Origin of the sequence: Sphingorhabdus sp. (genome assembly GCF_029865925.1) — a bacterium.
Classification (GTDB): domain Bacteria; phylum Pseudomonadota; class Alphaproteobacteria; order Sphingomonadales; family Sphingomonadaceae; genus Sphingorhabdus_B.
On sequence record NZ_JARXAI010000071.1, the window covers coordinates 1 to 6,820 of the forward strand.

General features: G+C 55.6%; 7 protein-coding genes. 3 read left to right on the forward strand and 4 right to left on the reverse strand.

Annotated elements, in window-relative coordinates; genetic code table 11:
- The 3 genes from QE270_RS07255 to QE270_RS07265 form a co-directional block, all read right to left on the reverse strand.
- The coding region (locus QE270_RS07255; RefSeq protein WP_300037350.1) for an alcohol dehydrogenase catalytic domain-containing protein at positions 1-293 on the reverse strand (293 nt) is incomplete at its 3' end.
- Positions 290-1,573: an acyl-CoA dehydrogenase family protein gene (locus QE270_RS07260; protein WP_300037352.1), complete on the reverse strand. Its 1,284-nt coding sequence runs from the start codon at positions 1,571-1,573 to the stop codon at positions 290-292. The genes QE270_RS07260 and QE270_RS07255, both read right to left, overlap by 4 nt.
- Positions 1,574-1,605: 32 nt before the next feature.
- Positions 1,606-3,021, reverse strand: coding sequence for an MFS transporter (locus tag QE270_RS07265; RefSeq protein WP_300037355.1), 1,416 nt, complete (start codon positions 3,019-3,021; stop codon positions 1,606-1,608).
- A 210-nt stretch (positions 3,022-3,231) separates the two neighbouring features.
- Here QE270_RS07265 and QE270_RS07270 point away from each other — a divergent pair, with 210 nt between their 5' ends.
- From QE270_RS07270 to QE270_RS07280, 3 genes are read left to right on the forward strand one after another with little or no spacing between them, the layout of a single operon-like run.
- Entirely contained in the window at positions 3,232-4,392 is a 1,161-nt protein-coding gene (locus QE270_RS07270; RefSeq protein ID WP_300037357.1) for an acyl-CoA dehydrogenase family protein, read from the forward strand.
- Positions 4,393-4,394: 2 nt separating this feature from the next.
- Positions 4,395-5,531, forward strand: coding sequence for an acyl-CoA dehydrogenase family protein (locus tag QE270_RS07275; RefSeq protein WP_300037360.1), 1,137 nt, complete (start codon positions 4,395-4,397; stop codon positions 5,529-5,531).
- Between the two features lie 13 nt (positions 5,532-5,544).
- Complete coding sequence (locus tag QE270_RS07280) at positions 5,545-6,339, forward strand: SDR family NAD(P)-dependent oxidoreductase (RefSeq protein WP_300037363.1); 795 nt, start codon at positions 5,545-5,547, stop codon at positions 6,337-6,339.
- Positions 6,340-6,378: 39 nt separating this feature from the next.
- On the opposite strand, the gene QE270_RS07285 is transcribed toward QE270_RS07280, so the two are convergent.
- The coding region (locus tag QE270_RS07285) for a hypothetical protein (RefSeq protein WP_300037366.1) at positions 6,379-6,820 on the reverse strand (442 nt) is incomplete at its 5' end.

Below are 6,820 nucleotides of genomic sequence, written 5' to 3' on the forward strand. Positions count from 1 at the left end.
CCAGTGACGCAATATTCGCAATGGCCGCAAAACGCGCTCAGGCAGGTGACAACAGCGTCGCCGACCTTAACCGTGCGCACTTCGCTGCCCACAGCCTCAACAATGCCCGCGGCCTCATGTCCCGGTATAGCGGGTAAGGGATGCGGATAGGTACCTTCGATAAAGTGTAGGTCGCTATGGCACAGCCCACAGGCCGCGGTGCGGATAAGCACCTCATGCGGCCCAGGATTGGCGATGTTGATCTGCTCAATCTGAAGCGGTTTACCCGCTTCGATCAGGACAGCAGCCTTCACCGTGTTGCCCCCATGTCGCCGCTGGACAGTCCGTCTTTGCTGCGGCTACCATGCTTGCCAAGCTCCATACGGGCAATGGCGCGGGCATGTACTTCGTCTGGACCATCGGCCAAACGCAATGTGCGCTGATGCGCCCATGCCGATGCAAGGCCGAAATCGTCGGACACACCGCCGCCGCCATGCGCTTGAATCGCATTGTCGATGATGCTCAGCGCCATATTCGGGGCCTGCACTTTGATCATCGCGATTTCTGCTGCTGCAGCCTTGTTGCCGACCTTGTCCATCATGTCCGCTGCCTTCAGGCAGAGCAGGCGAGTCATTTCAATGTCGATACGGGCCCGTGCAATGCGTTCTTCCCATACGCTCTGTTCGGCAACGGTCTTGCCAAAAGCAACGCGGGTTTGCAGCCGCTTGCACATTTTCTCCAGCGCCTCTTCGGCGACACCGATTGTGCGCATGCAATGGTGGATGCGGCCTGGTCCAAGGCGCCCTTGCGCGATCTCGAAACCGCGACCTTCGCCCAGCAATATGTTTGACGCCGGAATGCGGACATCCTTCAATTCGATTTCCATATGCCCATGCGGCGCGTCGTCATACCCGAACACGGGTAAATGCCGCAGAATGTTTACGCCGGGGGCATCAAGCTCCATCAGCACCATCGATTGCTGCGCATGACGCTTTGCTTCGAAATCGGTCTTGCCCATGACAATCGCGATTTTGCAGCGCGGGTCGCCTGCACCTGATGACCACCATTTAACGCCATTCAGCACATATTCGTCGCCTTCACGGCGGATGGAGGTTTCAATGTTGGTCGCATCGGACGAAGCAACGGCTGGCTCAGTCATCAAAAACGCCGAACGGATTTCGCCGTTCATCAACGGGATCATCCATTTTTCTTTATGCGCGGCGGTTCCGTAACGCAGGAACACTTCCATATTGCCGGTGTCTGGCGCGGAGCAGTTATACACTTCCGATGCAAAACCGATGCGGCCCATTTCTTCGGCGCAGAGGGCATATTCCATATTGTTGAGGCCTGGGCCCTCAAAATGGATGCTGTCATCGACGTGCACACGGCCTGACGTTGGCGGCATGAACAGGTTCCAAAGGCCAGCGGCCTTGGCCCGTGCCTTTTCCTCTTCGACAACCTGAAGCACTTTCCAACGGTCGCCAACAGCCTGCTCGGCATAATAATCGGCAATGCGTGGACGCAAGAAGCGTTCGTTATGATCGCGGATACGGTCCCGCCAGTAAGTTTGCTTGTCGGTGAGATCGAAATCCATGGCTCATTCCTCTTTCATTTTTAATTGATCGGTTAACTGGCAGACTCTGCCGCTGTGTTCAAGACGCGCAAACGTTCATTATGACTTTCACGCGAAATAGGGAAATGCCTCAGGACAAGAACGCCGATAATTCCAAGAACCAGCACCGTGCCCATATAATATAGCGCAAGCCCGTCGAGCACGGCAACATCCACGCGCCCGGGCACCGCATTTTGCGGAAAATCTGCAAAAGTCAGAATCATGCCAGCTGCGAATGTGCCAATCCCAACGGCGCATTTCTGCATGAAGAAATAGCCGGCGAAAAATAAACCTTCGGAACGCCTGCCGGTTTCCTGCTGCGACGCCTCAACCACATCGGCCATCATGGATGATGTCAACATCATCATGCCGACTGCCGCGCTGTTGGTCATGGCCACCAGAGCGAACATGAACAGGATCGAAGGGTCATTTGGCGCGCCGGGCACAAGGTCCAAAAGCCAGCTGCCGTATAAGCCCGCCGTGAAGGTCATGGATATCAGCGCCAGCAATATAGCTGCATTCTTCTTACCCAAACGCGCCGACAGGGGCGGAACGATGATGAATGCCACGATGACAGTCGCAAACAAGATAAGCGCATAATAGAGCATCTCCATTTGCTTAAGCTGCCACAGAAAGCCGAGTTGGTAATTGGTGAGCGCAAATGTCAGCCCCTGATTGATCAGCCCGAATACAGCGGCAGACACCAGCCACAGAAACGCCCGGTTGGAGAGCGTCACCTTCGCCTCGGCAAAGGCGTGGCCAAGGCCAACACCGCGCGGGGCAGGGGGCGATTGCTTGGCAACATGCCGATGCTGCCCAAGCGCGGAGATCAATACCGCGCCCGTCATCATCAACGCACCCCAAACCGAATATGCATCATAACCTACAGGGTCGCTCACACCCTTTTCGCCCGTGAAGAAAATGCCATACGCAAAGATAAGCATCAGCAGCCCGCCAGCCCAGCCGAAAAGGAAGCGATAGCGCATCAACCGCGTCCGTTCATCATAATCAGCAGTCAGTTCCGGGACGAGCGCGATGGACGGAACCTCGCACATCGCAACCAATGAGCGCGCCAATACGGCCGTGCAGAACAGCCAGATGATTGTTCCCGTTTGCCCCATTTCGGGCGGGTGCCACAGCAGCAGCCAGATGATACCAAGCGGAATTGCTGCGGCGTACAGCCACGGCAGGCGCCTGCCCCATTTGCTTTGCGTGCGATCGGAAAGTTCGCCGATAATCGGGTCCGCAAAGGCATCAAAAATCAGCGCGGCCATGATGACAGTGCCAACGACGCCCGCGTCAATGCCGAGCACCTGATTATAGAAAATCAGCAGGAAGACCGAAAATCCGTTGTCCTTGACGCCATAGGCAACAGAGCCAAGGCCGTGCATGACCTTTAAAGAACGCGGCAGTGCAACTGCGGGTGCCATCAGGGGTTAATACATATAACGTGAAAAGGCTTGTTTTCCGGCGAATCGCACGATGTTTCTCTCCTGTGTCCCGCGCTTATGCTAGGCATACTGCCCATCCTGTCAATCGCGATGCAAATGACGTTACGGCATGCATCGCTCACCGATAAAGGCTTGCGTTTCCTTGCGTGACAGCCCAAAAATTCATCACGCAATTAACAGGAGAGCGTCATGTCCGACCTTGAAACATTCCGCGCCGAGGCGCGCGCCTGGCTAGAAGAGAACTGCCCCGTCGAAATGCGCACACCTGCAAAGGGTGACGACGATGTTTGCTGGGGCGGACGCAATTTCGTTTTCCAATCCGAAGCGCAAAAATTGTGGCTCGAAGCTTGCGTTGCCAAGGGCTACACCGTGCCGGATTGGCCAAAGGCTTATGGTGGCGCTGGCCTGTCCCCGCAGGAAACAAAAATCCTGCGTCAGGAAATGGCAAAGCTTGGCTGCCGCTCGCCGCTCAACAGTTTTGGCATCTGGATGCTTGGCCCTGCGTTGCTCAAGTTCGGCACTGAAGAACAAAAAGTACATTATATGGGCCAAATCGCCCGCGGCGAAATCCGCTGGTGTCAGGGCTATTCCGAACCGGGTTCCGGCAGCGACCTTGTGTCGATGCAGACCTTTGGCGAAGATAAGGGGGACCATTGGGTCGTTAACGGCCAGAAAATCTGGACCTCTTATGCAGATAAGGCCGATTGGATTTTCTGCCTCGTCCGCACGGATAAGGCTAATAAATATCACGGCATCAGCTTCTTGCTGTTCGACATGGAAACAGCCGGTGTTTCAACCAAGCCAATCAAGCTAATCTCTGGCAATTCGCCCTTCTGCGAAACCTTCTTCGACAATGTCGTCGTGCCCAAGGATCAGCTGGTCGGCGAAATCAATCGCGGCTGGGACGTTGCGAAATATCTGCTCGGCCATGAACGCGAAATGATTTCGGGCATGGGCGGCGATGGCGGCGTGACCTCCATTGGCGCAGCGATGAAAGCCGTCCTGTCTGAAGAGCCAGTGCTGCGCGCCCAAATGGCACTGTTTGATGTCGATAACCTCACCTTCCGCGCCCATGGCGAACGCTTCATGGACGAATGGAAAACCGGCAAGGCGCATCCGGCGTATTCGAACCTGATGAAATATGTCGGGACCGAATTGAACAAGAAACGCAATGAACTGGTCATGTCGATTGGCGGTTCTCAGGCGCTTGAGTGGGAAAGCGAACGTGCCAATGGCGGGTCCAAGGCACGCAATTGGTTGCGCACCAAAGCCAACTCAATCGAGGGCGGCACCAGCGAAGTGATGCTCAACGTTGTGTCGAAACGTATTCTCGAAATGCCAGGTGCCTAATCATGGCAATGACCTTAAACGACGACCAGAACATGCTGCGCGACAGCGCGCGGGATTTTATGGCGAGCGAAGCCCCCGTCACCCATTTTCGCAAATTTCGCGATATGGGCTGCAAGGATGGCTTTAGCCACGGCCTGTGGAAGCAATTTGCCGAAATGGGCTTTACCGGCATCCTCATTCCCGAAGCCGATGGCGGCATGGGCATGGGCCAGATTGAGGCGGGAATCGTCCTAGAAGAAATCGGCCGTAATCTGTCGCCATCGCCTTTTTTGACTACGTCAGTCGCGGCGGTTGAGGCGTTGAAGTTGGCCGACAAGGCGATGCGTGATCGCTGGTTCCCCGGCATATTGGCTGGTGAAACCGTTATTGGCATCGCTATTGAAGAAGGCGTCAAACACCGGCCCGAAAAAATCGCCTGCGTTGCGACACGCAGCGGCAATGGCTTTAAGCTGACAGGGCAAAAGCAATTTGTCGTGCAGGGCGCATCATCGGACATGCTGATTGTCGCGGCGCGGACTGCGGGTGCGGCTGGCGAGACCGATGGGCTGACGCTGTTCGCTGTCGATAAGGATGCTGCTGGCTTGTCGATGGAGGCCACCCGCTTGGTCGATTCGGCTGTCGCCGCACATGTGAAACTGGACGGCGTTCAGGTCGACGCCGATGCCATCATTGGCGAAGTCGATGGCGGCTGGAGCGTGCTTTCCAAAATGCTTGACGCAGGACGTGTGGGGGCCGCCGCCGAAATGGTGGGCGTTGGCACGGGCGCTATGGACTTGACGTTCGATTATCTCAAAACCCGTAAGCAATTCGACCGAGTCATTGGTGAGTTTCAGGCGCTCCAACATCGTGCCGCGCATCTGTACGGCGAAATGGAAGGCGCACGTTCGATCGTGCTCAAGGCACAATCATTGATGGACGAAGGCCATGCCAAGGCCGAGTTGTATGTTGCGGCGGCAAAGGCGAAAGCGGGCCTTGCCTGCAACCTTGCGGTCCGTGAAGGCCTGCAAATGCATGGCGGCATTGGTATGACCGACGAATATGACATCGGCTTGTATATGAAGCGCGATCGCGGTCTGAACGAATTTTTCGGCGATGCTTATTATCACGCAGACCGCGTGGCGACGATGAACGGTTATTAAAAGGACGCCTCAAATGGACATTCAAAGCTTATTCAACCTCAATGGCCGCGTTGCTGTTGTCACGGGCGGCTCGCGCGGCATCGGCAAGATGATTGTTGAGGGTTATCTGAAGGCAGGCGCAGCGCGCGTGTATATCAGCGCGCGTAAGGTCGACCAGATTGAGGAAACCGTTGCCGAATTTGGCAGTCAAGTGATTGGCCTGCCATGCGACCTGTCGACCGTTGACGGCTGCCTTTCGCTTGCCGAACAAATCGCGGCGCGTGAAGAAAAAGTCGACATTCTCGTCAACAATGCTGGCGCTGCTTGGGGCGCAGAGTTCGGTCAGTTTCCCGAAAGCGGTTGGGACCGGGTCATGGACCTGAACGTCAAATCCTTGTTCTTCCTGACGCAGGCGCTGCACCCGCAGTTAAAAGCCGGGGCAAGCTTTGACCGTCCCGGCAAGGTGATCAACATAGCATCGATCGATGGCCTACGCATCAACCCGTGGCAAACATACAGCTATCAGGCATCGAAAGCCGCCGTCATCCATTTGACGCGCCGTCTTGCGGCAGAGCTGGTCAAGGATAACATATTGGTGTCGGGTATTGCGCCAGGTGCATTCCAGTCGGACATGAACAAGGATGCCCGCGACCATGCGGACGCCGTGGGCAAGAACATTCCGTTTCCTCGAATCGGTTCGCCTGAGGACATGGCTGGTCTTGCAATCTTCCTTGCCGCACGCGCAGGAGACTATATCGTTGGTGAAACGATCGCCTGCGACGGCGGCATCGTAAATGCATCGCTGCCAGGCAATGGTATCGCGCCTTAAAATATTTACTTTCAAAGACATGATGGGATGAGTTGCAAGTTATGCAATCCACCCCGTTCTTTTCGCAATTGCAGCATAACCGACGCGCTCGTATTTGGGTTGCAACGGCAAGCAATTGCCGAACAAAATTGAACGGTCGGCACCCCCCCCCTCTCTCCCTCGCCCCGGACAATTTTTTACGGCCTCCATGCACTGCGTGGGGGCCGTATCTTTTTGGACCGAAATCTTGTCCCCTATTTTGTCCACCGCGAACTGCACTGCCTGTGGATAACTGGCAAAATTCGGCTTTGCGCGACTCGAAAAGCATGACACCTTCAGCTCATCAGGCAGAAACGCTTTGATGCAAAGTTGGACCGGAAACGGGAAAGCGGCGCGGAAAAGAGGGAATGCAGGATCGCCAATTCGATAGGCAGCCCGTCGCAAGACAGGAGATGAGATCGGGAGGGTGGGTACAAAGAAAACGAATATCAAGTGCGGCGAC